23 protein-coding genes and 3 pseudogenes are annotated in these 23,765 nt (G+C 67.7%); 16 read left to right on the top strand and 10 right to left on the bottom strand.

The features are described 5' to 3' along the window. A partial coding sequence (locus ACGFU7_RS41305; protein ID WP_393703259.1) for a transposase occupies nucleotides 1-420 on the top strand: 420 nt, incomplete at its 5' end. 123 nt (nucleotides 421-543) lie between these two features. Next, nucleotides 544-715: pseudogene (locus ACGFU7_RS41300) on the top strand (IS630 family transposase); the annotation flags it as partial. 226 nt (nucleotides 716-941) lie between these two features. Here the strand turns inward: ACGFU7_RS41300 and ACGFU7_RS41295 are convergent. The 4 genes and pseudogenes from ACGFU7_RS41295 to ACGFU7_RS41280 all read right to left on the bottom strand — a co-directional run. After that, nucleotides 942-1,136: pseudogene (locus ACGFU7_RS41295) on the bottom strand (peptide-methionine (R)-S-oxide reductase); the annotation flags it as partial. A gap of 13 nt (nucleotides 1,137-1,149) precedes the next feature. After that, the gene (locus ACGFU7_RS41290; protein ID WP_393703257.1) at nucleotides 1,150-1,731 is read right to left on the bottom strand and encodes an AAA family ATPase; all 582 of its coding nucleotides are present in this window, start codon (nucleotides 1,729-1,731) and stop codon (nucleotides 1,150-1,152) included. A gap of 61 nt (nucleotides 1,732-1,792) precedes the next feature. Further along, nucleotides 1,793-3,112 carry an MFS transporter gene (locus ACGFU7_RS41285; protein WP_393703255.1) on the bottom strand — a complete coding sequence of 440 codons (1,320 nt, stop codon included), beginning with the start codon at nucleotides 3,110-3,112 and terminating at the stop codon, nucleotides 1,793-1,795. 110 nt (nucleotides 3,113-3,222) lie between these two features. Then, the gene (locus ACGFU7_RS41280; protein WP_393703253.1) at nucleotides 3,223-3,870 is read right to left on the bottom strand and encodes a bifunctional 4-hydroxy-2-oxoglutarate aldolase/2-dehydro-3-deoxy-phosphogluconate aldolase; all 648 of its coding nucleotides are present in this window, start codon (nucleotides 3,868-3,870) and stop codon (nucleotides 3,223-3,225) included. A 121-nt stretch (nucleotides 3,871-3,991) separates the two neighbouring features. On the opposite strand from ACGFU7_RS41280, the gene ACGFU7_RS41275 reads away from it, so the two are divergent. The 4 genes from ACGFU7_RS41275 (at nucleotide 3,992) to ACGFU7_RS41260 (ending at nucleotide 7,653) form a co-directional block, all read left to right on the top strand. Next, nucleotides 3,992-4,777, top strand: coding sequence for a DeoR/GlpR family DNA-binding transcription regulator (locus ACGFU7_RS41275; protein ID WP_393703251.1), 786 nt, complete (start codon nucleotides 3,992-3,994; stop codon nucleotides 4,775-4,777). Between the two features lie 1,056 nt (nucleotides 4,778-5,833). Then, complete coding sequence (locus tag ACGFU7_RS41270; protein WP_393703249.1) at nucleotides 5,834-6,262, top strand: hypothetical protein; 429 nt, start codon at nucleotides 5,834-5,836, stop codon at nucleotides 6,260-6,262. Between the two features lie 37 nt (nucleotides 6,263-6,299). Further along, nucleotides 6,300-7,088 (top strand): SDR family oxidoreductase, encoded by a 789-nt coding sequence (locus ACGFU7_RS41265; RefSeq protein WP_393703247.1) that lies wholly within the window; start codon nucleotides 6,300-6,302, stop codon nucleotides 7,086-7,088. 7 nt (nucleotides 7,089-7,095) lie between these two features. Further along, on the top strand, nucleotides 7,096-7,653 hold the full coding sequence (locus tag ACGFU7_RS41260; RefSeq protein WP_393703245.1) for a sigma-70 family RNA polymerase sigma factor: 558 nt from the start codon (nucleotides 7,096-7,098) through the stop codon (nucleotides 7,651-7,653). A 468-nt stretch (nucleotides 7,654-8,121) separates the two neighbouring features. Here the strand turns inward: ACGFU7_RS41260 and ACGFU7_RS41255 are convergent, their stop codons facing one another. After that, entirely contained in the window at nucleotides 8,122-8,988 is an 867-nt protein-coding gene (locus ACGFU7_RS41255) for a FadR/GntR family transcriptional regulator (RefSeq protein ID WP_393703243.1), read from the bottom strand. A gap of 231 nt (nucleotides 8,989-9,219) precedes the next feature. Here ACGFU7_RS41255 and ACGFU7_RS41250 point away from each other — a divergent pair, with 231 nt between their 5' ends. The 8 genes and pseudogenes from ACGFU7_RS41250 to ACGFU7_RS41215 all read left to right on the top strand — a co-directional run. Beyond that, nucleotides 9,220-10,062 (top strand): fumarylacetoacetate hydrolase family protein, encoded by an 843-nt coding sequence (locus tag ACGFU7_RS41250; RefSeq protein ID WP_393703241.1) that lies wholly within the window; start codon nucleotides 9,220-9,222, stop codon nucleotides 10,060-10,062. 31 nt (nucleotides 10,063-10,093) lie between these two features. After that, a complete protein-coding gene (locus tag ACGFU7_RS41245; protein WP_393703239.1) occupies nucleotides 10,094-11,020 on the top strand; it encodes a VOC family protein in 927 nt (308 codons plus the stop codon). Between the two features lie 4 nt (nucleotides 11,021-11,024). After that, the gene (locus ACGFU7_RS41240) at nucleotides 11,025-12,659 is read left to right on the top strand and encodes a bifunctional 3-(3-hydroxy-phenyl)propionate/3-hydroxycinnamic acid hydroxylase (RefSeq protein WP_393703238.1); all 1,635 of its coding nucleotides are present in this window, start codon (nucleotides 11,025-11,027) and stop codon (nucleotides 12,657-12,659) included. Nucleotides 12,660-12,849: 190 nt separating this feature from the next. Continuing rightward, entirely contained in the window at nucleotides 12,850-13,605 is a 756-nt protein-coding gene (locus ACGFU7_RS41235; protein WP_393703236.1) for a CoA transferase subunit A, read from the top strand. After that, on the top strand, nucleotides 13,605-14,261 hold the full coding sequence (locus ACGFU7_RS41230; RefSeq protein WP_393703234.1) for a CoA transferase subunit B: 657 nt from the start codon (nucleotides 13,605-13,607) through the stop codon (nucleotides 14,259-14,261). The genes ACGFU7_RS41235 and ACGFU7_RS41230 overlap by 1 nt, the downstream gene beginning before the upstream one ends. A 260-nt stretch (nucleotides 14,262-14,521) precedes the next feature. Further along, entirely contained in the window at nucleotides 14,522-15,493 is a 972-nt protein-coding gene (locus ACGFU7_RS41225) for an amidohydrolase family protein (protein ID WP_393703232.1), read from the top strand. 87 nt (nucleotides 15,494-15,580) lie between these two features. Further along, entirely contained in the window at nucleotides 15,581-16,567 is a 987-nt protein-coding gene (locus tag ACGFU7_RS41220) for an alpha/beta hydrolase (RefSeq protein WP_393703230.1), read from the top strand. Nucleotides 16,568-16,639: 72 nt separating this feature from the next. Next, a pseudogene (locus ACGFU7_RS41215) lies at nucleotides 16,640-16,853 on the top strand (RidA family protein); the annotation flags it as partial. Between the two features lie 758 nt (nucleotides 16,854-17,611). Here the strand turns inward: ACGFU7_RS41215 and ACGFU7_RS41210 are convergent. Both ACGFU7_RS41210 and ACGFU7_RS41205 read right to left on the bottom strand, forming a co-directional pair. Then, complete coding sequence (locus ACGFU7_RS41210) at nucleotides 17,612-18,037, bottom strand: hypothetical protein (RefSeq protein WP_393703228.1); 426 nt, start codon at nucleotides 18,035-18,037, stop codon at nucleotides 17,612-17,614. Between the two features lie 276 nt (nucleotides 18,038-18,313). Further along, complete coding sequence (locus tag ACGFU7_RS41205; protein WP_393703226.1) at nucleotides 18,314-18,520, bottom strand: hypothetical protein; 207 nt, start codon at nucleotides 18,518-18,520, stop codon at nucleotides 18,314-18,316. A gap of 286 nt (nucleotides 18,521-18,806) precedes the next feature. On the opposite strand from ACGFU7_RS41205, the gene ACGFU7_RS41200 reads away from it, so the two are divergent. Further along, entirely contained in the window at nucleotides 18,807-20,606 is a 1,800-nt protein-coding gene (locus tag ACGFU7_RS41200; RefSeq protein WP_393703224.1) for a SpoIIE family protein phosphatase, read from the top strand. Nucleotides 20,607-20,962: 356 nt separating this feature from the next. Beyond that, a complete protein-coding gene (locus ACGFU7_RS41195; protein WP_393703222.1) occupies nucleotides 20,963-21,220 on the top strand; it encodes a hypothetical protein in 258 nt (85 codons plus the stop codon). Between the two features lie 7 nt (nucleotides 21,221-21,227). Here ACGFU7_RS41195 and ACGFU7_RS41190 read toward each other — a convergent pair whose 3' ends face one another. The 3 genes from ACGFU7_RS41190 to ACGFU7_RS41180 are packed head-to-tail and all read right to left on the bottom strand — an operon-like array spanning nucleotide 21,228 to nucleotide 23,724. Further along, on the bottom strand, nucleotides 21,228-22,214 hold the full coding sequence (locus ACGFU7_RS41190) for a sugar kinase (RefSeq protein WP_393703220.1): 987 nt from the start codon (nucleotides 22,212-22,214) through the stop codon (nucleotides 21,228-21,230). Further along, nucleotides 22,211-23,080 (bottom strand): SMP-30/gluconolactonase/LRE family protein, encoded by an 870-nt coding sequence (locus ACGFU7_RS41185; protein ID WP_393703218.1) that lies wholly within the window; start codon nucleotides 23,078-23,080, stop codon nucleotides 22,211-22,213. The genes ACGFU7_RS41190 and ACGFU7_RS41185 overlap by 4 nt, the downstream gene beginning before the upstream one ends. Next, entirely contained in the window at nucleotides 23,077-23,724 is a 648-nt protein-coding gene (locus ACGFU7_RS41180; RefSeq protein ID WP_393703216.1) for a bifunctional 4-hydroxy-2-oxoglutarate aldolase/2-dehydro-3-deoxy-phosphogluconate aldolase, read from the bottom strand. Before ACGFU7_RS41180 ends, ACGFU7_RS41185 begins: the two co-directional genes overlap by 4 nt. Nucleotides 23,725-23,765 lie beyond the last annotated feature (41 nt).

Here is a 23,765-nt window from a genome sequence, read left to right as displayed (position 1 = left end):
CCGCTGTCGATCGTGGTGACCGCCGGACCGGCCGCCGACAGCCCGCAGTTCGTCCCCGTCCTGCAAAAGGTCCGCGTCCGGCTGCCCGTCGGCCGCCCGCGCACCCGGCCCGCCGCCGTGGCCGGGGACAAGGCCTACTCCTCCCGCGCCAACCGCGCCTACCTGCGCAGACGCGGCATCAAGGCCGTCATCCCGGAGAAGAAGGACCAGTCCGCCCACCGCAAGAACAGAGGCAGCAGGGGCGGCCGGCCCGTCACCCACGACGCGGATCTCTACAAGGACCGCAACACCGTCGAGCGCATGATCAACAAGCTGAAAGCCTGGCGAGGCATCGCCACCCGCTACGACAAGAGCCCCGAGAGCTACGACGCAGGCCTCCACCTCCGGGCCTCCATGATCTGGATCAACGACCTCACATAGACGACCTGGTGATCACGACCTCACACACGCCCTAGTGCCGTAGTAAACAACGTTTGCCATGTTGTGATGTGACGCACCGCCTGGTTGCTGTGTCGGGCGGCGGGTAGCCACCACTCTGGCGGGTTGGCAGAACGCGTACGCGTACGCATACGCGAGATCGATGACGATGAGGGGCAGTGCCTGTTACGGATCATCCGTAGAGCCACCTCGGGACGTGATCCATATCTTCAACGCCGACGGCTTCGGCTCGCTCCACCCGAAGTACAAAGGAGGCCGACCCAAAACCTTCGCCCTTGCGCTCTGGCCCGACCGCGCAATCCGCACGATCACCCCTTGTCCGGGGAGCCGCCATATCTGGTTCTCGGCCAGGCGTTTGGGCTCCGACCCGGCAGGGTCCAAGCCGACTGCGGAGCAGACCTGTTCCAGGGCGGATCGGCGGAGCCCGTCGTCCGGGCGCGGGTGTTTCCCGGTGTCATCCACCCGCTGATGCGCCCTGAGACGCCGAAGAGGACTGAGCCGACTCAGCCCTCTTCGGGGGCGAGCCTCAGCGAGATCGAGTTGATGCAGTACCGCTGGTCCGTCGGGGTGGGTAACACTCCCCCTTGAAGACGTTGCCGTGGGTGCGAACCGCAGCGCGCCTCCGTGCGGACCATGCCGTGGGAACGGTCCTCGATCAGTTCGACAGCGTCCGTGTCCTTGGGGTCGAAGAAGGACGGCCGATCAAGGGGGTCAGGTCAGACCGTCCAGCGCGCGGGCGATCGAGGCCGCGGTGATGCCGTCGGCCCGGTTGTCGAACACCAGCCGGTGGCTGCTCGACCAGCGGCACACGTTGTTCTGTGCCTTCTCCCAGAAGCTGTCCCAGTCGGTGAGCTTGGACAGGTCCCGTGCGTAGCCCCGTGCGCGGATGCGTTCGCGGGCGGTGTCCGAGTCCACCTGGACCTGCACCACCACGTGCTCGATGTGGCGCGGCCAGGAGTGCCGCTCGGCGACCTCGTCGAGGTAGTCGGGCCGGGAGAAGTAGCGGCCGAACGGAGCGTCCAGCACGACCGGTCGGCCTGTTGCCAGGTTGTCCCTGGCCAGATCCAGGATCGTCAGGTATTCGAGGTCCATCACCACGGACTGGTAGTACGGGTTGAGGTCACGCTCGGTCCTGTCCGTACCTGCGAGTTCGAGGAGTGCCTCGGTGAAGCGGTTGCAGGCGGTGTCCTTGTCGATGTAGGCGGCGCCGGACTGCTCGGCGAGCAGTCGGGCCACGCTGGTCTTTCCGGACCCGGCCGGCCCGATTACGAAGAAGGCCCGGGGGATGGTCATGTGCGGCTCGCTTGGGGTGTTGGGGAGCGGGGCGGGCCACGCCGGCGCGCCCGGTGCCGCGTCAGGCCGTGGCGGTGGCCCGACGGTCCTTGACGAAGAACAGGTAGGACATGCCGCCGATGAGCAACAGCACTCCACCGACGAGAAAGACGAAGGTGTAGTTGTTGCCCGTGGCGTCAAGGATCGCACCGGTGACGATGGGGGCCATCGCCGCCCCGAGGAATCCGCCGAAGTTCTGCATGGCGCCCAAGGAGGCCACCTGGTGCGGCTCCGCTATGTCGGAGGCCAGGGTCCACAGGCAACCCATCGGCACCTGGGCGGCGAAGTAGCCGAGGGACAGGAGGGTGATCGCGAGCGGGGTGCTGTCGACGTACGCCACGGGAAGGACCGCGGCGGCCGCCAGGACCGCGCCGCCGACAATGGGGACCTTGCGGGAGGTGACCGCGGAGAAGCCCCGGCGCATCAGGCACCCGGAGAGGAGGCCGCCGAAGAGGACACCAGCGATGCCACAGAGGTAGGGCAGGGAGGACAGCCACCCGGTCTCCGAGAGGCTGAAGCCGCGGGAGGTCTGCAGGTAGCTGGGCAGCCAGGTCAGATAAACCCACACCGTGTAGAAGATGCCGAAGGCACCGAGGATCATGAAGAAGGTGTTCCGCTGCCGGAACAGCTGTCCCCAGCTCGCCTTCTCCTCACCCTTGCCCTCGCGGGCTTCGCGGGCCTCGGCCGCCGCCTGCTCGCCCTTGATCAGCGCCATCTCGCGCAGGGTGGGGTCCCGGTAGATACGCAGCCACACCAGCATGACCAGGACGCCCAGCGCGCCCACGGTAAAGAACATGCCGCGCCATCCGAAGCTCAGCATGAGGACGGTGAGGATCGGCGGAGCGATGGCGTTCGCGATCTGCGATCCCGTGTTGACGATCGAGATCGGCAGGGCGCGCTCGTCCTTGGCGAACCAGGTTTCGTTCACCTTCAGGCTGGCCGTGAAGAAGGGGGATTCGGCCACGCCGAGGGCGACCCGGGCCGCGTACAGCAGACCGAAGGAGTTCGCAGCTGCCGTGACCATCGTCATCAGCGACCAGACCCCAGCTGCCCAGGCGTACATCTGCTTGGGACCGAAGCGGTCGACGAGATAGCCGGCCGGGAGGTTGGCGATGGCATACGGCCAGGCAAAGGCCGCGAGCAGCAGCCCCATCTCGGTGGAGTTCAGGCCGAACTCATTGGAGATGGTCGTGTTGGCGACGCTCAAAGTGGCGCGGTCAAGGTAGTTGACGACACCGCCGATCACGAGGAGAGCCACCAGGACCCAGCGGATGCGAATCGCTTTGCTCAGGTCTGTGCCGCCCGTATCGAGAGATTCAAGCGTGGGGGACTGCTGGGCCATGGGGAGCTCCTAAGGGAACCACGTTAAAGGGTTGGGGACGGGGGTGCGGGGACGAGGGTGCGGACGGGACGCATCCGGGAAACGGGGAGAGGGGGACCGGCTTGCGGGCGTTACGCCCGCGAGTCTTCGATGGCGCGCAGGACGGTCGTGGCGGCCTCGGTGACGCGCCGGTAGTCGCCATCGGGACGGGCGGCCTTCGTGACGAAGCTGCCGACCCCCACCGCGACAACGCCGGCGTCGAACCACTCCTTGACGTTGTCCGGGGTTACGCCGCCCGTGGGCATCAGCGGTGCCTGCGGGAGCGGGGCCCTGACCGTCCGGACGTACTGCGGGCCGAGGAACTCGGCCGGGAAGAGTTTCACGATGTCGGCGCCCGCCTGCATCGTGTCGACGATCTCCGACGGGGAGAAGGCCCCGCTGACCGTGACGGCCTGGTAGCGGTTGGCCGTGGCGAGCATCGCCGGGTTCAGGTTGGGGCTGACCAGCAGCCGTGCCCCGGCCGAGATGCAGGTGTGTGCCGCGTGCTCGTCCAGCACCGTACCGGCGCCGATGACGACCCCGTCGTCGGCGTAGCGGTCGGAGAGCTTCGAGATCACGTCCAGTGCACCCGGCACCGAGAGGGTGATCTCCAGCGCCCGTATACCGCCCTCGATCGCCGCTTCCGAGACGGCCAGGGCTTCCTCGGCGCTGTCCAGGCGGACGATCAGAAGGGCGCCCGTACTGGTGATCGATTCCAGGGCGTTAAATTTTGTTACCATGACGGAACACACTAGAACACAGATTCACATTTTGTCACGCCCTCAATGAGATGAAGTTAGGCTGATCAGCGCCGGCCCCGTCACCGAGGAATCGGGCAGACGCAGTGAACGAGGAGACACATTGAGCAGGGCACCCCTGATCCCCGAGCAACGCCATCAGGAACTCCTGCGCCTGCTGAGAAGCAGCGGAGTGCTCAGCATCCGCGACCTGACCGCTCGGCTGAATGTCTCCCACATGACGGTGCGCCGGGACATCGCCGCCCTTGAGAGGAGCGGTCAGGTGGTTTCGGTGCAGGGCGGGGTCAGGCTGGCGGACTGGACCGGCCACGCGCCGCCCCGCGAACGGGCGTCACGGGCGGCACTGGAGATGCCCCGCAAGCGAGCCATCGCCGACAGGGCCGCGCGCCTCGTCGAGGACGGCATGGTCGTGTTTCTCGACGCGGGCACGACCTGCCAGTCGGTCGTGCCGTTCCTGGCCGCCCGCAGTGACCTCACCGTCGTCACCAATGACTTCCACGCCGTCTTGGCGCTCTGCGACCTTCCGTCCGTGCACACCATCCACACAGGTGGCGAGGTCGATGTGTCGAGCGGTTCGAGCAGCGGGCCACTCGCCGCCCAGACAATCGGCGCGCTGAACATCGACCTCTTCTTCCTGAGCGCCGGCTCCTGGGACCTGTCCCACGGCGTGACCAGCCACTCGACCGAGAAAGTGCTGCTCAAGCGCGCGGTCATGGAGGCAGCTTCCTCGGTCGCACTGCTCGCCGACAGCACGAAGTGGGGCACCGTCGAGCGGTTCAACGTGACCGCCCTCGACAGGCTCGACACCATCGTGACCGACGAGGGGATGCCCTCAGCGGTGGTCGACCGCATCACGGAGGAGGGGCCGACCGTGCTGCGCGCAGACTGAACCGCCGCATGACGAAGGGGTCGGCCCGACGGACCGGCCCCGCGCTCGAAGGAGATCTGGGTTCACTCCGCGTCAGGCCTCAACCGCAACGAGATGCAGTTGATGCGGATCGGTGGGCGCTCGGGTACCCCTCCCCTCAAACAGACGCCCTGAATGTGGCTCTGTTGGCAGAGCCCTCGTGGTGCCGTTGCCCGCGGGGTCGACCTTGGCCCGTCGCCGCTTGGCGCTGGTGCCAGACCAGCGTGCAGCGCCAGAACAGCCGACGGCGCAGCCGCACCCCGGGCAATACACGGCGTCGCGAAGGATGTCGGGGGAGCTCATGGTCGCCGGCCGGGTCGGCGCAGTCATCGAGACCGGCCAGGGCGCTCTGCGGCCTATGTTCTTGATCCAGCCCAGGGCGACGTTCAGCGCAATGGCAGCGAAGCGGCCGCCCGGACAACGGCCGGGCCAGATCGCAGCGCAGGCTCACTCCTGACGCGAGCAGTGACTGAAGTCTGCGGCGCACCGTCATCAGGCCCGTGTCGGTCGCCGCCGCCAGATGGCGCAAGGACATGCGGCCGTCGGTAGTCAGCAGTTCCACGAGCCGCGCGTCCAGGGCGTCCCACCCCGCCGTGACCTCGCCTGCGGTCGGAGCCGGTACGGGCAGGGCCGCCTCGGTCCTCGCGCACTGGGCGGCGTCCAGGCTGCGCAACCTCCACCGGCTGCCTTCGGTAGGAACACCCGTCGACAGTCGACACGTGCGTACGGGTGGCCCGTACCCCGGGCGTTCCCTGGAACAGCAGGGTGATGAGGCGGGCCAGCCGCACTGAGACACCTCGGTGTTCGAAGCCCTTGAAGAAAGACCCATGACTGCCATCCACGGCCCCAGCAGGCCGCCGCAGTAGCTCCCCCAGCCCTCTCCGCACGGTGCTTGCGTGGACGAACGGATCGGCACCACTCAAACCGGTACCGGTATGGTCTGCAGCCGAAAACCCTCTGACCTGCGCAAACCATTTTCTTGACGCAATCGGGTGGCAGACCGTCTCACATTCGAGGGGGCTGTCTCGTCTTAGGGACATGAACACGAAAATCCGGTACATCAGTCTCGGCCTCCTGGCCGTGGTCGCGCTCTACACAGGTATCTGGGCCTATTTCTCCCCGACGAGTTGGTATGCGAACTTCCCCGGCCTCGGACTCAGCTGGCTGCCCCAGCTCGGCCCCTACAACGAGCACCTCTCCAAGGATGCCGGGGCCATGTTCCTGGCGCTGGCCGTCCTGACGATCATCGCCCTGCGTTCCGTGCAGAACACCCGGCTGGTGCAGACGACGGGTGCGGTGTGGCTGGTCTTCAATGTGCTGCACTTCAGCTACCACGTGCAGCACCTCGACATGTACAACACACGCGACCAGGTACTCAACGTCGTATTCCTGGCCGCACTGGTACTGCTGGCGGCCCTGCTGTTGCTGGTGCCGGCCATCCCCGGGCGCCGGGACGGCACACGATGACGTACGGCAACAACAGTCACAGGGGAACAACGGCGGCATGAGCGCGAAGAAGAGAGCCGGCATGCGGGTGGCAGTGGCAGGCGGGACCGGACTGGTCGGACGGTACGTGGTCGAAGAGCTGGCCGCGGCCGGGCAGGAACCGGTGGCGCTGTCAAGATCACACGGTGTGGACCTAGTGACTGGCACCGGACTCGACTCGGCCATGGCTGGCGTCGAGGCAGTCATCGACGTGAGCAACCTGACGACCACAAGCAGCAAGAAGGCGATCTCATTCTTCGACAGCGTCGGCCGCAACCTCCTGGATGCTGGTGAGCGGGCCGGGGTGAGCCACTACGTCCTGTTGTCGATCGTCGGCATCGACCGGGTCGGCCTCGGCTACTACCAGGGGAAGCTGCGCCAGGAGGAGGTGGTGAAGAGCGGGCGGACGCCGTGGACGGTGCTGCGCGCCACGCAGTTCCACGAGTTCGCGGAGCAGACCCTCGACCGGGTTCCGAAGCCGCTGGCAGTGGTACCACGGATGCGGACCCAGCCGGTTGCCGCCCGCGAGGTGGCCCAGCACCTCGTGCAACTCGTCCTGGCGCCGCCGCAGGGCATGGCCCCCGAGCTCGCCGGACCGCGCGTCGAACAGGTCGTGGACATGGTGGGCCGGCTGTTGCGGGCCCGGCAGCAGCGCCGGCTGCTGCTGCCGGTGAAACTCCCTGGCGCCACGGGCGCGGCCATGACGGGCGACGGCCAGCTGCCCACCGGGCTGGGGCCCCGGGGCAGCCAGACCTTCGACGAGTGGCTCGCGCAGCACGTCACCCAGCAGACCGTCCGAGGAGGATGACGACGCCATGCCCACGCCCCCCGGATCGGCCCAGGACCCCACCTTCGGCGCCCTCATAGCCGAGCGTCGCCGACTGCTCAACCTCGGCTATCGCATGCTCGGTTCCGTGCAGGACGCCGAGGACGTGGTCCAGAAAACGTACGCCCGCTGGTACACCCAGTCTGAGGAGGGGCAGCAAGGGATCGACGCACCGCTGGCGTGGCTGACCAGGGTCGCCTCGCGGATCTGCCTCGACCACCTCGTCTCGGCTCGGATCCGCCACGAGCGCTACACCGGTGAATGGCTCCCCGAGCCCGTCCGGGACGGCACCTTGTGGCCCAGCGCGGGCAGTGAGGACGGAGACGATCCGGCCGACCGCATCACCCTCGACGAATCGGTCAGCATGGGAATGCTTGTGGTCCTGGACTCAATCACTCCGGCAGAGCGCGTCGCCTTCGTCCTCCACGACGTCTTCAACATGGCGTACGCCGAGACTGCCGAGACGGTGGGCCGCAGCCCTGCGGCCTGCCGAGAACTCGCCACGTCCGCCCGACGGAGTATCGCCAGCCAACGACCCGGCAGGTAGAGCGCAGGAACACCGACAGGTTGTCACCGCGTTCCGCGAGGCGTGCGAGACCGGCGGCCTCGAGACTCTCGTCGCCCTGCGCGACCCCGCCGTCGAGTCGCGCAGGAACGGGGGCGGCAAGGTGCGGGAACTTTGCCAAGCGTTCGGATCGGTCGCTGCATGGTTACAGGGGGACGCCGACGCCAGTGCCTTCGGAAGTGTGTCGACCATGAGAGCGCCCCGGTACGTTTCCCGCTCGCGCACCGCCCCACTGAATTGCTTCGGCCCAGTGCGCCTCTGAGAGGCGTTATCCCAGATGGGCGGGTCGTCAGGACAACGCCAATGTCACAAACCAGGACGCTGTGACGTCATAACCATCAAACCCCCAACCTACGGATCGGAGCACCTGTGACCGCAGGGATCATCCCCGCCATCTGCGCCAACCTCCGCGACGCCTCCACAGCAAGCCGTCTCTCCAGCAGGTGCTGTTCAGCGGCCAGGAGCAGGTTCCTCAGTGGCCTGGAGGCTGGTGTTGTGCTCGCGAATCAGCCGCAAGGCTGCATCACGGTCTCTCCGGTCAAGGGCGTCAACGAGGTCGCGATGGAGAGTATGGCGGTGAGCGATGTACTCGCCCAGTGGTTGCTCGCTGGTCGGCAGCACGGACAAAGTATGCGACTCGATAAGATCCAGCAGGCTGCTGTAGAGCGAACTCAGCAGGGCGTTCGGGCTGATGGCTGCGATGGCCGCGTGCAGGCGCCAGTTGGCATGGACGAAGGCGACCGAGTCTTCCGCGCCGACCGCCTGTTCCATCGCCTCGATTTGGAAACGCAGCCCCGCGATGTCGGCCGGCGAGGCATGCCAGAGCGCATCCTCGATGAGCAGAGGGTCCAAGGCATCACGGATGCGTACGGCGTTGGCCACGTCGGCCGCCTGGGCGTCCAGGGCGAGGACTGAGTTGCCGAGCCGGACCATGGGCGACTGCTCGGCGCTGAACAGTCCGCCGCCCGGTCCGGGCTTGACCGTGACGAGGCCCCGGGATTGGAGCAACCGCAGAGCCTCGTTGAACGTGCCTACCGATACCTCGCACAGCGTCCGAAGTTCCTCCTTCGTCCCCAGACGGGCGCCCGGTTCGGCGGCAGCAATGAGGGAGGCGACACGTTCCGCCGCGATCTCGGCCCGACCCGATGAGGGCGTTCGCGAAGCACTCCCGTGCTTTCGCGCCTTTCGCGACGCATCGGCGTCGGGGGGCCTGCTGCCGCTGCGTTGCAGGTCATGGCGGCTACGAACGCCAGGGCGGGCCGCCTTCTGGGGCGTCTGGGGCAGTGAGTCCGGTGCGCTGTCGGGCCTGGCAGTCATGGGACCTCCTCCAAAAGATCTCTCATCATATTCATCATGAAGAATTATCGTTCACCCCTTGACGCTGTGGGACACGCAGACGCAACATCAAGGTAATCATCATGCTGAATATCGGTTGGGTGAGCAAGGGCCCGTTATCAGTGACGAAGGCCCCAGCTCGCAGCGGGCTTCGGCGCCCGTGTGACCAGCACTTCGTCAAGAGCCCGTTCCGACACCAACTCAGGAGCCATCGTGCGTATTGCCAATCTCTCGGGCCGTCTGATCCTGATCACTGGCGACCGCGCGGTCGATGTGGAGGAGGCCAGTAGCGGCCTCTTCTCCGCTGAACCGCAGGCCGTCTACGAGCGGTGGGACGAGTTCCGTACCTGGGCCGCCGAAGCCGACCTGCAGGCCGGGCGGCTTTTCGAGCAGTCCGCACTGGGCTCACCGGCGCCCGCACCGCGCCAGACGCTGGCGATCGGTCTGAACTACCGTGATCACGCCGCCGAGTCCGGATTCGCCGCCCCCAAGGGGCTGCCGCCGGTGTTCACCAAGTACGCAACCAGCATCACCGGCCCCATCACAGAGGTCACGCTCCCGCCGGGCGGTCACACCGACTGGGAGGTCGAGCTGGTCGCGGTCATCGGCCGCAGGGCCTCAAAGGTGTCCGCGGACGACGCCTGGGGCCACATCGCGGGGCTCGCGGTCGGGCAGGACATCTCGGAACGCATCGTGCAGTTGGCAGGCCCTGCACCGCAGTTCAGCCTCGGCAAGTCTTTCCCGGGCTTCGCACCCATCGGGCCGTGGCTGGTGACCCCCGACGAGTTCGACAACCCGGATGACCTCGAGCTGCGCTGCTCGATCAACGGCGAAGAGGTGCAGAAGGGACGCACCCGCGACCTCATCTTCTCCGTTCCCGCGCTGATCGCCGGCCTCTCCGACGTCGTGCCGCTGCTGCCGGGAGACGTCATCTTCACAGGTACCCCCGCGGGGGTGGGCCTGGGCCGCGACCCTCAGCGCTGGCTGACTGCCGGTGACGAGCTGGTTTCCGTCATCGAAGGCATCGGCGAACTTCGCCAGACCTTCGTCGCCTGAACGTCATGCCGACGGACAAAGGAGTCCACCCATGGCACTGCATCGTCTGACCTCCATCACCATGGGGGTTCCCAACGTAGCCGAGACTGCTGCCTACTACACCGACTTTGGACTCGCCCCCGACGGAGAGGGCTGGTTCACCACCTGCGATGCCGGCCGTCAGCTCCGCATCGTCCACGCCTCGAGCCGCCGCCTCGTCGAGGTGCGCATCGGCGCCGACACACCGGACGATCTGGCCGTTGCCGCCTCACGTCTGAAGCGGCTGGGTATCGAGAGCCAGATGTCCGGCACCACCCTGACCGCCTATGACGTAGCCACCGGGGTGCGTGCCGTGGTGGAGGTCATCCCGCGCCTGCTCCAGAAGTCCGTCACGGCCACTGCCTACAACGGTCCGGGCCGAAACGAACGAACTGGTCGCAGGGCCCCGGGCATCCTGCGCACCGGTCGTGTGCAGCCCCGCAAGCTCGGTCATGCTGTCATCGGCACGACCGACCTGGCCGCGACCACCTCCTTCTTCCGTGACGGCCTCGGCTTCAAGGCATCCGACTACATCAAGGACCACGGGGCGTTCCTGCGCTGCTCCACCGACCACCACAACATCCTGGTGCTGGCCGCCCCCGTGACGTTCCTGCACCACACCTCCTGGCAGGTCGACGACATCGACGAGGTCGGCCGCGGCGCCTCGGCCATGCTCGAGGACCACCCTGAGCGCCATGTCTGGGGGCTCGGACGCCATCACGCCGGCTCGAATTTCTTCTGGTACCTGAAAGACCCGGCAGGAAACTTCAGCGAGTACTACTCCGACATGGACTGCATCGTCGACGACCAGCTGTGGACACCGGAAGTCCTCGACGGCGTCAAAGGCTTGTTCAACTGGGGACCGCCTCCCCCGCCGTCCTTCCTCGCACCCGAGGATCTCGCCGCGCTGATGACCGGCACCCACAGTGAGACGAGGTAGCACCATGCCCAGAACACCCACCCCTGTACACGATGTGGCCATCGTCGGCTTCGGTCCCATCGGCCAGATGCTGAGCATTCTGCTCGGGAAAGCCGGGCACGACGTCATCGTGCTGGAACGCTGGCCCAGCCCGTACGACCTGCCCCGCGCGGTGCATTTCGATGACGAGATCGGCAGGATCTTCCAGGCGGCCGGGCTGAGCGACGAAGTGCGCGCCGTCACCGACCCGGTGCCCGACCACTACGAATGGCGCAACCACGCGGGGGAGGCCCTGGTCCGCATCGACTGGTCCGGCACGGGCCCTTCCGGATGGCCCACGGCAAGTTTCTTCTCCCAGCCGCAGCTGGAAGCCGTGCTGTCCAAGGCTGCTCAGGAAGTGCCCACCGTCACCGTCCGCCGCGACTGTGAGGTGGTGGGCCTGGAGCCGCGGGACGAGCACGTGCGTCTGATCACCGCAGGTTCCGACGGCCCGGGCGAGGTGCGGGCCCGCTACGTGATCGGTGCCGACGGCGCCAACAGTTTCGTGCGCTCCGGCATGGCCACCACCGTCACCGATCTGGGCTTCTTCTATGACTGGCTGATCGTCGATACTTTCCCTCACGAGGATGCGACCTGGTCGCCGATGAACTGGCAGTTGTGCGACCCCGAGCGGCCCACCACCATCGTCTCCGGTGGGCCTGGTCGTCGGCGCTGGGAGTTCTTGCGGTTGCCGCACGAGAGCGTGGAGGAGCTCAACACTTCCGAGACCGCATGGCGGCTCCTGGAACCCTGGGGACGTACGCCGGACAACACCACGATCGAACGTCACACGGTCTACACCTTCCAGGCCCGCTGGGTGGACCGGTGGCGCGAGGGCCGGCTGCTCCTCGCCGGGGACGCAGCCCATCAGATGCCACCGTTCGCCGGCCAGGGCATGTGCTCCGGCTTGCGGGATGCCATGAACCTGGCTTGGAAGCTCGACCTGGTTCTCGCCGGCAGCGCCGACTCCGACCTTCTGGACACTTACACCAGCGAGCGCAGTGACCATGTCCAGCACGCCATCGGGATGTCGATGGCGCTCGGCCAGGTCATCTGCGTCCTGGACCCCGAAGAGGCCGCAGCCCGCGACACCCGCATGATCGCCACCGGTGCCGACCCCAGGCACGCACTGCCGGCGACTCCGCCGCCGGTGCTGGGAGACGGGGTTCTCAAGCGCGGTGCCGACGGAAACCGCGCCGCAGGGGTGGGCCACCTCACCCCGCAGTACAGGGTCACCCACCAGGGACAGACCGCGTTGCTGGACGAACTTGCCGGGGGCGGCTTCACCATACTGACCGACAGCCAGGCACCCTGCGACGCACTTGACGCAGCCGACCGGGACTTCCTGGACAGCATCGGAGCGAGCATCGTCGCGCTGTACGCCGACCATGCTCCGCCCGGTGGATACCTCGACACGGACAACGGCTACCTCCCCCACATGCGCGAACACCAGCACGTCGCTGCGGTCGTACGGCCCGACTTCTACCTGTTCGGCGCCGCCTCGACCGGTCAGGAGCTGCACGAGCTGATCGGCCAGCTCCGCGACCAGCTGCACCAGCCCGCAGCGCCCAGTGTGGTCAGTCCTGTGCCCGAACCACTGTTGGCTGCCTCGGATCAGTAGCCCCCGTTCTCTCTTCCCCGCCCGCAGGAGACCAACGGACCGCGGGGCGCGGGCCACCGCACGGCTCGCGTCCCGCTCGTGCCCGGGGCTGCCGCACAGCCCGGGGCACCGCCGGGTGTCCGGGCCCGCTGCTTCTGCAGCGCGGCCCGGACATCCCACGGCGGCTCTCTGCGAAAGATCGAAGGACCTCATGGACAAGTCAGTCCCTTCCGCAGCACAGGCTGTGGCCAGCATCCGCAACGGCTCCTCCCTCGCCGTTGGCGGATTCGGCCTGTGCGGTATTCCCACCACCCTGATCAACGCCCTGCATGAGCAGGGCACCGGCGAACTGCGGGTGGTATCCAACAACTGCGGAACCGACGGCCACGGACTCGGTGTGCTGCTGAGCGCCGGACGCATCGCCCGTGTCACCGGTTCCTATGTCGGCGAGAACAAGGAGTTCGCCCGTCAATACCTCGCCGGCGAGCTCGAAGTAGAGCTGGTGCCCCAGGGCACCCTCGCCGAGCGGCTGCGTGCCGGCGGCTGCGGGATCCCCGCCTTCTACACACCCGCAGGCGTCGGCACTCAGGTCGCCGAAGGCGGCATCCCCTGGCTCTACGACGCCGACGGATCCGTCGCCGTGGCCTCACCGCCCAAACCGACCGGGCTGTTCGGTGACCGCACTTGCGTCCTGGAATACGGCATCACCTGCGACTTCGCCTTGGTGCGCGCCGCCCGCGGCGACCGCCACGGAAACCTCGTCTTCGATAAATCTGCGCGCAACTTCAACCCCCTGGCCGCCATGGCAGGACGGATCACCATCGCCGAGGTGGAAGAGCTCGTCGAACCAGGTGAGCTGGCCCCGGACGACATCCATCTCCCCGGAGTATTCGTGCAGCGCGTGGTCGCGCTCACTGGGGAACAGGCCGCGGACAAGCGGATCGAGAAGAGGACGGTGCGCAGCTGATGGCCTGGAACAGGAACGAGATGGCGGCCCGGGCAGCAGCCGAACTCAGTGACGGTGACTACGTCAACCTCGGTATCGGGCTGCCAACTCTGGTCCCCGATTACATACCCGCCGGCGTGCACGTGGTCCTCCAGTCGGAGAACGGCATCCTGGGCACCGGTCCCTACCCGACCGAGGCTCAGGTCGATGCGGATCTGATCAACGCGGGCAAGGAGACGGTGACCGTGCTGGCAGGCGCGGCGTTCTTCGACTCCGCACTCTCCTTCGGCATGATCCGCGGGGGTCACATCGACACTGCGATCCTCGGGGCCATGCAAGTCTCCGCCCAGGGGGACCTCGCCAACTGGATGATCCCCGGCAAGATGGTCAAGGGCATGGGCGGCGCCATGGACCTCGTGCACGGTGCCCGCCGCGTCATCGTCCTCATGGAACACACCGCCAAGGACGGAAGTCCCAAGATCGTCTCCAGGTGCACCCTGCCGCTCACCGGCAAAGCATGTATCCACCGGATCATCACCGACCTCGCCGTCCTTGACATCGTCGACGGCGCACTCGTCCTCGTCGAGACCGCCCCCGGTGTCACCGCACAAGAGGTCGTGGCGAACACCGCCGCACCAGTGATGACGGCGCCAACGCCAGAGCCATCAGCTCGATGAGCGACAGCTATCCAGGGCCTGGGGCACCACCTCGACCTTTGCACGGCCGGAGCCGCCGACAACCGGCTGACGAACTCCCCCAAGTCGAGCCCGGCCAGAGCCGGCTCCACAAGTTCGGCCTACTCACCGACGCAACCTGAACTCCGAACTGCCCCGGTCTGAGAATGCCCCGCGGCGGCAGCCGAGTCCCGCCGGTTCGCCACCGCACGATCGCGCCACAGTCTCCTCGACCACATCACCAACCGGAAGGCAGCCCACCGATGACCGGCCCAACTCCCCTGGTCGACACGCATGCACACTTCCTGACGCCCGACTACGTCCATGCAGCGCGCGCTGCCGGGCACATCCACCCGGACGGCATGGGCGCCTGGCCCACCTGGAGCGCCGAGGCACACATCAGGCTGATGGACCGATGGGGAGTGAAGATCTCGCTCTTGTCGATATCCTCCCCTGGCACCCACTTCGGCGACGACTCCGAAGCCCGTGCTCTGACCCGCCACGTGAACGAATCGGCCGCAGCCGTACGCCGCGAACACCCCAACAGGTTCGGCCACTTCGCCTCACTCCCGCTGCCGGACGTGGACGGCGCGCTCGCCGAGGTTGCCTACGCCATGGACCACCTCGGCAGCGACGGAGTCACCGTCGAGACGAATACCCACGGCGTCTACCTCGGCGACGCGAGTTACGAGCCGCTGTACGCGGAGCTCAACCGCCGTCGTACCCCTGTCTTCCTCCACCCCACCTCACCGCCCCACGCCGAGGATGTCGCGCTGGGAAGGCCCCGCCCCATGCTCGAATTCATCTTCGACTCCACCCGTACAGTGAGCGATCTCCTGTTCAGTGGCGTATTCCAGCGGTACCCCGACATCCCGTGGATCGTCTCGCACGGCGGCGGGGCCCTGCCGCTCCTGACCGACCGGATGGAACTGTTCCGCAGTGTCTTCTCAGAAGGCGCCGAGGGCCGTTTCATCCCCGAGCAGGTGAGCCGCCTTTGGTTCGACATGGCCGGCACCCCCTTCCCTCACCAGATCCCCGCCCTGACAGCCGTTGTCGGCAACAACCGGCTTCTTTACGGTAGTGACTACTGCTGGACACCCGTCGCAGGCGTAGATGCCCAGATCGCCTCGATCGCGGCCGCACCACAACCCGGCGACGACACGTGGCGTGCCCTCACCACTCGCAACGCCCACCGCCTCTTTTCCCGCCTCGCGCGCATGCACCAGGAGCAGTGACGTAGCTGTGGCTTCGACACCCGGCGGTACGAAGTGCCGCTCAGCATCCTCGCCGCCCCTGCGTTCCACCGCTCGAGACATTCCTGCTTGTACGCCCGCCCCGATCAGCGTCACCGGCCGTCGCCGCCATCCGAAGGGCTGAATCCGCCCTTCGCAGAGCCATACCGATCAGTTTCCGAGCGGCATGGCAGCACCCAACCGCCAGACCAAGGAGTCACCGTGCCCGAGTCAATCACCCTCACCGCCGGGACAGCGCGCGTCAGCGCCATTGCTCAGACAGGATCCTCCAGCGGCCTCCCGCTCCTGGTGTGCATTCCCGGTGGCAGTTACAACAGTGGCTACTTCGACGTGCCCGGCCACTCCCTGTTCGCCGCCGCGGGCGAACGTGGATTCCCCATCGTGGCAGTGGACCGACCGGGCTACGGTGCCAGCGACCCGCTGCCCGGCGATGTCTCCTTCGCTGGAAACGCCAGTGTCCTGACCGATGCCATCGCCGGCCTGTGGGCACGACAGGAGAAAACCTGCCCCGGCATCGTGCTCATCGGTCACTCCATGGGAGGAGCCATCGCGGTGCACATCGCGGCCAGGCATCCGCGCTGGCCGCTTCTGGGAATCTCCATCAACGCCATTCACGATGTCCCCCCGCAAACTGTCACGGGCGCCTGGCAGGCCATCCCGCGCGGCACGACGATCAACTTCACCTCCGAGGACCGCGCCCATTACATGTACGGCCCCGAAGGCACGCACTCCCCCGCCGTGCTGTCGGCCGCCGAACCCGCGTGCGCCCCGATTCCGGTCGACGAGCTGCATGAGGTCATCGAGGGGTGGCCCCGCGACTTCGCCCGTCTCGCACCCCGCGTGAACGTCGCGGTCCACTACAGCCTCGCCGAACACGAGCAGCTGTGGAACTCGACGCCGGATAACATCTCTGCCTTCGCCGGCGCCTTCACCGCCGCCCCGCAGATAACGACACACATCATCAACAACAGTGGCCATAACGTAGACCACCATCACGCAGGACCGGCGTTTCACACCGGACAGCTCGACTGGGCAGCACGACTCACCCGCGCATAGGCGTTCTCCTCTAACTGCAGGCCGGTGCTGGATGCGATGCGTGGCAACAGCGAGCCCGTCGGACTCACAGGCATGACTGCGAAGATCACCCGCTTCAACCCCGAAAAGTTTCGTGAGACGCCCGGCTATCACCACATCACCGTGGTGGAGACTGGTCGTACGGCCCACTTGGCGGGGCAGTGCCCGCTCGATCGGAGCGGTTCCCTCGTCGGCTCCTTCCGGAGCTCTTGAGGTGCAAACCGACCAGGTGGCCGCGAACACGCTCACCGCCCTGACAGCGGTGGGTGGCGCGGAGGCGTCATCCGGGGCGAGTTCTACGCGTGCCTGACCGCTTGGCGCGATGAACTGTTCGAACCGACGGATGCGGTGCTCTGCGTGGAGGGCTCGGTGAAGTCCCCAGCAGCCATCCACCGGTGTAACACGCACGGCGGACCCACGCCGAGGCGAGGTGGTCGAGGCAGATCCGCGAGGCGACCCGGGTCAGCCACGCCGGCGCAACGCCGATCGCCTGCTGCTTCTCCTCGGTCAGGCCCGTACCAGCGGGCGTACGTCTCTTGAACGACGTCCTCGACGTCCTGCACGGAACCAAGCATGCGGTAGCCGAGGTTGAGCAATCCACAGTACTCGGCCATCAGGGAGCCGAGGGTGGGGTCCTGGGCGGTTCCGGGTGGCGGCACGGCTTCTTCATCCTCCCCGTGGGATGTTCCGGGGCAGCCATTCCTCGAAGGACTGACTGCCCCAGAATCTCACCGGCAGCAGCAGCCGACACGGGTGCCGGGCCCGCAGTAACCGGCGCGAAGAACGAGAGCGCCCTTCTTGCCGCTCGTGGTCGTCACGTTACTCACGTGGACGATCGCTTCCACTCCCACCCTGGCGGCATCGAGTCCCGCGCCCGAGAGGTCAACACCTCGTGACCGGGCCAGCACCATGGGCTCCTGCCCTGCCGCGGCCGGCTCCTTGACCACATACCGTCCGAACAGCCCGGTCCCGCCTGCCGCTGCTACCCGCGTGACGGGTCTTCCATTGCCCCGATGGTCCCTCACGTCATCGTGTGTCGTCCCGCCGCCCGGGGCGCAACGGCACAAGAAGGAGCGCCGACAGCAACACCAGCGCGGACAGGAAGACAACGTTGAGTACCTGGTCGGTCGTGTCGTACATGTCGAGATGCTGCATATGGTAGGTGAGGTGCAGCACGTTGAAGACCAGCCACACTGCACCCGTCGTCTGCACGAACCGGTTGTCACGAACGTAGCGCAGAGTGATGATCGTCAGCGCGGCCAACGCAAGGAACAAGGCCCCGGCGTCCTTGGCCAGGTGCTCGTTGTACGGGCCCAGCTGAGGCAGCCAGCTCAGTCCGAAGCCGGGGAAATTCTCGTGCCACTTCTTCGGGGAGAAGTAGGCCCAGATGCCTGTGTACAGCGCGACCACGGCCAAGAGACCGAGACTGGCGTACCGGATTTTCGTGTTCATGCCCCTATAACGAAACAGCGCCACCGAGGTGCGGTGGGCCGTCACCCGTCTGCGTCGAGGCAGTGTTTTGTGCGCCAGGGGCTTCATAGCGTCAGACCCTGCCGGTACGAAGGATCCGGCTGCACTCATCCCAGGTGCTTCTTCTTACCGGCACGGCGCGCGTCCAGCGCTGGCCCTACGGCGCTGGATGTTCCCCGTTCTTCTGGTGCTTCCATGGTCTCCCGCAGCGGCTGGTGACGCATTGCGCCGGGCGAGACCGCGCTTTACGGAGGAGCTCTACGACCAGACACCGAGTTCGAACCGGGTTGTCTTGCCGCGGCCGACGGGGGAGCTGCCGCTGCCCCGGGTGGACGCCAAGGCATCGACGATGATCAGACCGCGCCCGGTCTCGGCCTGATCATTTGCTGCTTCCTCAAAACCCATGATGGCGGCGATGACGGGCGGGCGCGGGTTACTGTCGCGCACCTCGACTCGGACCTTCATGCCGGCTGCCTGGCTGGCAGTCGAAGGGGGGAACCGGAACGCGCGGGATCAGATCCCAGGCGGGCTCCGGAGCACCCAGCCCATCGGCGGCATATGTCGCGACCTTCGTCGTGGCCATGGCGATCGTGCTCAGCTCCACCTTCGTGGGGCCGGCTCGCTCAGGTCCGTTGACCGGCGGTGGCAGCCGGGAAGGCCCCTGGTGGCGGTCCCCCGCCGGTCAACGGCGTTCGGGCCGCGCAGTAGCGAGCAGAGCCCGCCAGATTCGGGCAGGTCATAAAATAAATGCATGAAAGCGATGATTCCTGACCCGGATGGCTCAGAGGGCGGCCAGGTGCTGGACAACGCTGCAGACCAAGCATGGAGGCAGCTGGAGCCGCTTTCGAACGTGGCGTCGATCGGCGCGTCCTTGAACGTGGAAACGACGGCTCAACGTCTGGCCGACCTCGTGGTCCCGGGGCTGGGCGATTTCGCGACCGTGAACCTGGCCAGGGAAATTTACGACGGGGAGGAACCACCGGAACGGACCGGGGGCGGGGACCTGGCGATGCGTCGTACCGCGGTCGCGCCCGCAGACAGGCAGTGGCCGGAAGGCTACGTTCTGGTAGGCGGTGATCTTCCGAGTGTCCCTGACCAAGCGGTGATAAGGAATTTCCAGGCCGGAAAGGGATTTACGATCTCCGGTCGCTCGCACTTCGACGCCGCCTGCGGCCACAACCCCGACATAGTCAGGGCCTTCGTCCCGATAGACGGGGATGACGAAGAGCTGTCGTTGCTGTGCACCCCCCTGGTCACGGAAAGAAGGGGCGACGCTCTTGAGCACCCCGGGCTGCTCCTGGGCAGCATCGAAGTATGGCGAAGGAACCCCTTCACCGATGCTGATCTGCGGCTGTTGCAATGGCTCGCCACCTACGCCGCAGTGAGCATAGACAACGCCCGCCGCTACACGCGCGAACACCGCATGGCGCTGGCACTGCAGCAAAGTCTGCTGCCGCAGAAGCAGGGCGTCATGACAGCAGGCGAGACGGCCGGGATCTACCTGCCGTGCGGTGCCGGGGCGGCGGGCGGCCTGGGCGGGGACTGGTTCGACGTCATCCCCCTGTCTTCCGCCCGTGTGGCGCTGGTAGTGGGCGACGTCGTCGGCCATGGTGTGCATGCCGCCGCCGCCATGGGCCGGATGCGCACGGCTGTGCGGACGCTCGCCGATCTCGATCTCGCGCCCGATGAGCTGCTCACCCACCTCGATGACCTCGTCATCCAGTTTGCAGAGGGCGACGCGCCCGGTCAGAAGGATGTCTCCGGCAGCTCTTGCGTCTACGCGGTTGTCGACCCGACCACACGGCGCTGCGCCGTGGCCAGTGCGGGGCATCCGCCACCAGCGCTCGTCCGGGCCGACGGCACGGCAGAGTACATTCCCCTCGTCCCGGGCCCCTTGCTGGGCGTGGGTGGCCTGGCATTCGAGGTCACCGAGGTTGATCTACAAGACGGCGACGTTCTCGCGCTCTACTCGGACGGCCTGATCGAACACCCGTGGCACGACATCGACCGCGGAATGGCGACCTTCCGCGAGCAACTGGCCGCGGCCCACCCCAGTGACGGTGATTTGCAAGTGGCAGCGTCCCGCCTGGTCGCCGGAATCTCCCCGGACACCCTGCGCGATGACGTCACCCTCCTGCTCGCACGGGTACGCGGAGTCCCCGACGAAGACACCGCGTCATGGGAGGTACCGGCCGACCCAGCGGCAGTTGCCGGCAGCCGCCAGAGCGCCGTCGACCGAGTCAGCGAATGGGGCCTTGACGAACTCGCCTTCACCACCGAGCTGGTAGTCAGCGAACTTGTCACCAACGCCATCCGCTACAGCGGCGGCGGCGCGACCCTGCGCCTGATCCGCGAAAGCGACAGGCTGACATGCGAGGTCTCCGATCCCTCCAGCACCGCCCCGCACATCAGGCGCGCCCGAGACATCGACGAGGGCGGCCGGGGCCTGTACATCGCCGCACGGCTCGTCACCCGCTGGGGCGTCCGCTACACCCCCACCGGGAAATCCATCTGGACCGAGCAGCGCCTGCACCCGAGCGAACGCCACTGATCGCCTGCTGCAACTGGAGTCCACCTTCTGACCGGCGGTCGAGTGGCTTTGTCGGTGAGCTACGGATCTGGCTCACGTTCTGTTTGCGTCGTGAGGCGCAGTTGGTTCGAGTGGAACCGGCGGCGGACGCCGCCCCAACTCCGCAGCCGTGGCCCGCGGTGTCCATAACGGGGGGCACCGCATTCCGCATAAGCATGGCCCACCAGCGATGCCGGCGAGTTCAGGACCGATACACCCACATCGGCGGCACCGGCCGCCTGAGTGGACGTCAATCATCTGACAGATGACCGGAAGGCAGCCACGGTGACGGGCGTGGCCCCCGAGCCGGAGACGACCGAAACCACCGAAGTGGGGTCATGTCCTGCTGTATCGCCGATCAGGCGGACTCTCGCCTCGTCGAGAGGGTGATCGCGGCCCAGGTGATCAGCTCTCGGAGGGCTGGACGAGCCGATGCGCACAATGTGGCACCCGCCGTCGGCGCCAACAACCCGACGCAGGCTCAGGCTCTGGACCGCCTCGCCCTGTTGGCGGGGCGGCCCACGTCCGTCATCAGGCGCCGGCTGGTCGCTCTCACCTCGGTGCTGTCCACGGTGATCCCGCGCGCCGCGGGCTGACCCGTTCTCACGCCCACAGCTCAGTGGACGCATCGAGGAGCTCGGCGATACGGCCACGGTCCGGCAGCGGGCCGTGGTCTCCGGTCACCCTGAGCGCGGCGCCCGCCGTGAGGTGTCCGAGCCGCAGGGCCCGTACGGTGTCCTCGCCGCGCAGCAGCCCCGCGAGGAACCCGGCCGCGAACGCGTCACCGGCCCCGACCGGCTCGACGACCTCGACCTTCGGCGCGGGCACGGTGTGGACCCGGGCGGACTCGAATGCCGTCGCGGCGCGCCCGCCGTCCTTGACCACAAGGATGCGGGGTCCGGGCAACAGGGACCGAACGTCGGCGGCCTCGGCCAGCCCGCTCCCCCACAGGGTCTGCGCCTCGTCGAGTCCGACGAACGTGATGTCCGCCCGGTTCGCAAAGCCGTGGAGCACGGCGGCGGCCGTACCGTCGCTCCACAGGGCCGGCCGGTGGTTGACGTCGAAACTGATGGGGCGCGGACGTGTCCCGGGCGTCGGCCGCAGCAGCGCGGTGACCAGGGCCAGGCAGTCCGGTGAGAGCGCGGGAGTGATGCCGCTCAGATGGATGAGCCCCGCGGTACGCACGGCCTCGTCGTCGAGGAGGCTCGGGTCCAGGGCAGAGGCGGCCGAGCCGCGTCGGTAGTAGTGGACCCTGGTTCCGCCGGGGCCGGGGTTCTTCACGAGAAGTCCGGTCGGGCGGTGCGGATCGGTGCGTACGCCGCTGATGTCGACGCCGGACGCGGCCACTTCGTCGCGGATCCGCCGGCCGAACGGATCGTCGCCGAGGGCGGACACCCAGCGCGCGGGCACCCCGTGGTCGGCCAGGTACATCGCGACATTGGACTCGGCGCCGGCGATACGGACACGGAGCAGGTCGGCGCCGTCCAGCGGGGCGACGGGATCCGGCACGAGGGCGGCCATGGTCTCGCCGATGCAGGTCACCGGGCCGTGGGCCGGCCGCCACGTGTGGGCGTCGTGGAGGTCGTTCATGCGGACCTCTTCGGGCGGTAGACGGCGGTGGGCAGTCCGGGGACGTCGACGCGCACGGCGAACACCGCTCCGTCCAGTGGTCCCGGGGCGGTCAGGCCGTGCCGGGCGCTGGTGACGAGGAGCGTGTCCCCGTCGAGGCAGACCCCGGCCGGCTGGACCGCCGGGACCGTGACCCGGCGGTCGAGTGCGCCGTCGGGCCGGTAGCGGTGGACGGTGCCCGTGCCCCAGACCGCGGTCCACAGGGCACCCTCGGCGTCGACCGTCATTCCGTCCGGGCTGCCCTCACCGAATACGGCGAAGGTGTCGGGCGCGCCCGGCAGGCCCGTGTCCGGGTCGACCGGGTAGCGGCGGATGACGCCGTGTGCGCTGTCGGCGAGGTACATCACGGTGCCGTCGGCGGTGAACGCGGGGCCGTTGGGGACGGTGATGTCGTCCAGTGCGCGGGTCACCGTGCCGTCGTGGTCGACGCGGTAGAGCGAACCGGCGCCCTCGCGCGCGTCGTAGGCCATGCTGCACGCCCAGAACCTGCCGTGCGGGTCGGCGCTCGCGTCGTTCATCCGCATCACCGCGGCCGCCCCGTCCTCGGGGCGCGCCAGCCAGTCGGGGGTCCCGTCGGGTCCGATCAGGCAGATGCCCGTGCCTGCGGCGGCGATCCAGCTGCCGGGACGGCCATCGACCGGGGCGACCGCGCCCAGCGGCTCGGGCAGGTGGACCAGTGGTTCGAGCGGCGCCGTACGGTCGTCGGGCGCGGCGAGCAGCCGTCCGGAGAGGATGTCGACGAGGACGATCCGACCGTCGAGCGCGCGTATCCCCTCGCCGAGTTCGAGCCGGTCGGTCCAGCACGCGACAGGTTCGCCGCCCGTCATCGTCCGGCTGCCGCAGGGGCGGTGGCGCGTACGGCGTCGAGGAAGGCGCGGGCCCTGGTGCGCAGGGCGTCGACGCTGCCGCCGTCGACGGCGTCACCGATGAGCGGCGAACCGACTCCCACGGCGGTCGCGCCATGCGCGAGGTAGGTGCGGGCCGCTTCGGCGTCCACTCCCCCGACGGGCACGAACGGCGCGGTCGGGAACGGACCGCGCAGTGCCCGCACATACTCGGGGCCGCCCGCCTGCGCCGCCGGGAAGATCTTGAGGGCGTCGGCGCCGAGCCGCTGCGCGGCGACGATGTCGGTGGGGGTCATCACCCCGGCGAGAACGGGCAGTTCGAGTCGCTTCGCTTCGGTGATCCCCTCGCAGACGGCCGGGGTGACGACGAAGGCGGCGCCCGCCTCGTGGACCTCCTGCGCGTCCCGCGCGGTCAGGACGGTACCCGCGCCGAGCGCAGCAGCGGGGCCGAGAGCCGTGCGGGCCCGGCGGATGACGCCGAGCGCGTCCTTGCCGCTGAGCGAGACCTCGATGAGCGGGATGTTCTCCTCTGCGAGGGTGAGGACGGTCCTGAGTGCGGCGTCCGCGTCGTCGCCGCGCACGATGGCGACGATCCGGTGGGTACGCAGCGCGGTCAGCAGATCCATGTGCGGGGTTCCTTCCCAGTCTGAGGTGCTGTCACGTTCGT

This window comes from Streptomyces sp. NPDC048473, assembly GCF_043200155.1.
Taxonomy (GTDB): domain Bacteria; phylum Actinomycetota; class Actinomycetes; order Streptomycetales; family Streptomycetaceae; genus Streptomyces.
This window is presented reverse-complemented; position numbering and strand designations above follow the sequence as displayed.

Coding starts and splice junctions, on each gene's coding strand:
- ACGFU7_RS41290 (WP_393703257.1), bottom strand. CDS start 1,731: ATGACCATCCCCCGGGCCTTCTTCGTAATCGGGCCGGCCGGGTCCGGA.
- ACGFU7_RS41285 (WP_393703255.1), bottom strand. CDS start 3,112: ATGGCCCAGCAGTCCCCCACGCTTGAATCTCTCGATACGGGCGGCACA.
- ACGFU7_RS41280 (WP_393703253.1), bottom strand. CDS start 3,870: ATGGTAACAAAATTTAACGCCCTGGAATCGATCACCAGTACGGGCGCC.
- ACGFU7_RS41270 (WP_393703249.1), top strand. CDS start 5,834: ATGAACACGAAAATCCGGTACATCAGTCTCGGCCTCCTGGCCGTGGTC.
- ACGFU7_RS41265 (WP_393703247.1), top strand. CDS start 6,300: ATGAGCGCGAAGAAGAGAGCCGGCATGCGGGTGGCAGTGGCAGGCGGG.
- ACGFU7_RS41260 (WP_393703245.1), top strand. CDS start 7,096: ATGCCCACGCCCCCCGGATCGGCCCAGGACCCCACCTTCGGCGCCCTC.
- ACGFU7_RS41255 (WP_393703243.1), bottom strand. CDS start 8,988: ATGACTGCCAGGCCCGACAGCGCACCGGACTCACTGCCCCAGACGCCC.
- ACGFU7_RS41245 (WP_393703239.1), top strand. CDS start 10,094: ATGGCACTGCATCGTCTGACCTCCATCACCATGGGGGTTCCCAACGTA.
- ACGFU7_RS41240 (WP_393703238.1), top strand. CDS start 11,025: ATGCCCAGAACACCCACCCCTGTACACGATGTGGCCATCGTCGGCTTC.
- ACGFU7_RS41235 (WP_393703236.1), top strand. CDS start 12,850: ATGGACAAGTCAGTCCCTTCCGCAGCACAGGCTGTGGCCAGCATCCGC.
- ACGFU7_RS41230 (WP_393703234.1), top strand. CDS start 13,605: ATGGCCTGGAACAGGAACGAGATGGCGGCCCGGGCAGCAGCCGAACTC.
- ACGFU7_RS41225 (WP_393703232.1), top strand. CDS start 14,522: ATGACCGGCCCAACTCCCCTGGTCGACACGCATGCACACTTCCTGACG.
- ACGFU7_RS41210 (WP_393703228.1), bottom strand. CDS start 18,037: ATGAACACGAAAATCCGGTACGCCAGTCTCGGTCTCTTGGCCGTGGTC.
- ACGFU7_RS41205 (WP_393703226.1), bottom strand. CDS start 18,520: ATGAAGGTCCGAGTCGAGGTGCGCGACAGTAACCCGCGCCCGCCCGTC.
- ACGFU7_RS41200 (WP_393703224.1), top strand. CDS start 18,807: ATGAAAGCGATGATTCCTGACCCGGATGGCTCAGAGGGCGGCCAGGTG.
- ACGFU7_RS41195 (WP_393703222.1), top strand. CDS start 20,963: ATGTCCTGCTGTATCGCCGATCAGGCGGACTCTCGCCTCGTCGAGAGG.
- ACGFU7_RS41190 (WP_393703220.1), bottom strand. CDS start 22,214: ATGAACGACCTCCACGACGCCCACACGTGGCGGCCGGCCCACGGCCCG.
- ACGFU7_RS41185 (WP_393703218.1), bottom strand. CDS start 23,080: ATGACGGGCGGCGAACCTGTCGCGTGCTGGACCGACCGGCTCGAACTC.
- ACGFU7_RS41180 (WP_393703216.1), bottom strand. CDS start 23,724: ATGGATCTGCTGACCGCGCTGCGTACCCACCGGATCGTCGCCATCGTG.